The organism is Bradyrhizobium sp. Leo78, assembly GCF_059512425.1.
Window position 1 is genome coordinate 1 of the sequence record NZ_JCAMOT010000132.1, and the last position, 1,868, is coordinate 1,868.

The window sequence follows — 1,868 nt, forward strand, 5'->3', positions numbered from 1 at the left end:
ACGGTAGCGACATTTGTCTAGACAGCCACGGAGCAGCTTATGGTCGGAGACCAGAACACCACCGAAACCGACGTTGACCTACAGCGGCGCATTGAGAAGGCAATAGAGCACACATTGTGAGGGCGGTTTGCGACAATTTGGTGCTCCACCGCTCGCGCAGCTCGGCAGCGACCTCGAAGCTATAGGCGATCAGGCCCTGACATTGCGGAAAGGCCCCGATTATGGATCGGGGCCTTTCTCTTTAGGTCAGCCGCGCTTCCGACAATGGTAGATTAGTCGCGCTCTTTTATGATGGTCTTGCTGCGCGTACCGTCATCATGTTCTTTGTTGATAGTCGTGGTGCGGTCGCTTGGCTCGTGTTCCTTGACCACCGTTTCACGCTCTCGCTCCCGGTAGCGATCGTGATCGCGGTCCTGACCGACGGTCACGCCAGCGCCACTCGGGCCGACACCAACGCCGACACCAACATCTTCCGCGAGCGCAGGCGTGACGAGGGCAGTCATCATAGCGATCAACAACACCTGTTTCATCCCGCATCTCCTCTTCTTCCTGTTAAGGGAAGAGCAATCCAACACTCTACGGGAAGTTCCCGGATTCGATTATGACACAAGCGCACGGGAACAATTGGCAACCGGCCGGGAACGGTACAGCCGTTTAGTTGATTATCGTATGCATCACCGCACGCACCTCGGTGATGAGTACGCCAGGTGCGCTCCTGCTTACTCAAACAAGGAGCAACACATGGAAGTGCGGCGTCGTTCTAAACAATCAACGACACTGGAAAACCGGTTGGCTGAAGAGGCCGTGCGCCTCCGCAAGGAAGCTCAAGGCGGTCCCCCAGGCGAACGCGAACGACTTATTCGCAGAGCACGTCAGGCGGAGACGGCGGCACATTTGAGCGAATGGCTGAAGCCTCGGCGCCTTCAGCCGCTCCGGTAACCTGTCAGCCCGTTTTGCCCTCTCTGCACAGTGGGAACGAAATCTGTCCGCAACAGTCGACTCTGCGCCTCCGGCCGATCGTCCCCCGAAAAAAGCCCCGGCCAGAGGAAAACCTGCCCAACCAGGTTGGCGGCCCCCGTGATGGCTGGGGCCGTTTTACTAGGCGCGGATAGTACAATTTTCTCCGGGAACTTGAACCTTTTTCGGCATCCGGAGACAGAAGTGCACTGGGGCTTTTCAGGGCCCAGTATTTAGCGCAGCGCCCCGTGACGAATATACTCCGTCAGGCGGCGCTGTTGCATTTTAGAGTTCAACCTTAAGGTCAAGGGTTCGGTCCACAAGCGCAATCGAGCCAAGTCATGGTGCCGTCCCTCTTGTCCGCTCACCCTCGCCGGCCTGTGACTGTTCACCATAGTTCCTTGTCGCCGCTCTCCGCCAGCGACATCAGATTCAATCGTTGAGGTTTATCGAGGAAGCCGCGATGGCTTGCTCCACTTCCTTCACCAATGCTCGGTGATGTTCGGCGAGCTTGGCGAATAGCGCTTTCTTGGTCGCGTTGGTCGCGAGCTTGCTGATTAAATCGCACTCTGCCGCTTCATTCCGAAGCTTCTCCAAGTGCGCTTGCATGTCTTTCATGAGTCGGCCCCCCGGACGGCGGGAAGATTAGGCAACATGGAATCCGCTGGCAACCCCCTGACAAGCGACGAGATCAAGCCAAATCACGTTCCAAAATAGACCGAGATGAGATGCGAAGAGTTACTTACTTCCCGGTTTGCTTTTTGCCCGGTTTTTGTTTGGTTTTCAGCTTTTCCTTAGCTTTGAGCACGTCGGCCTGACTGCGGTACGCCTTCGCCAGATTGAGGAAGGTTTCTGAGATTTCAGCATCGGCGAGTGCGAGCGCGATGCGCTCTGCGCTCTTTGCTTGTTTC

The 1,868-nt window shown here is 56.5% G+C and carries 2 protein-coding genes; both read right to left on the reverse strand.

Going from position 1 to position 1,868, the window contains the following annotated elements; genetic code table 11:
* Positions 1–272: 272 nt before the first annotated feature.
* Positions 273–530 (reverse strand): hypothetical protein, encoded by a 258-nt coding sequence (locus AC5ZG1_RS43845; RefSeq protein ID WP_496136506.1) that lies wholly within the window; start codon positions 528–530, stop codon positions 273–275.
* A gap of 859 nt (positions 531–1,389) precedes the next feature.
* A complete protein-coding gene (locus tag AC5ZG1_RS43850; RefSeq protein ID WP_130229592.1) occupies positions 1,390–1,575 on the reverse strand; it encodes a hypothetical protein in 186 nt (61 codons plus the stop codon).
* Positions 1,576–1,868 lie beyond the last annotated feature (293 nt).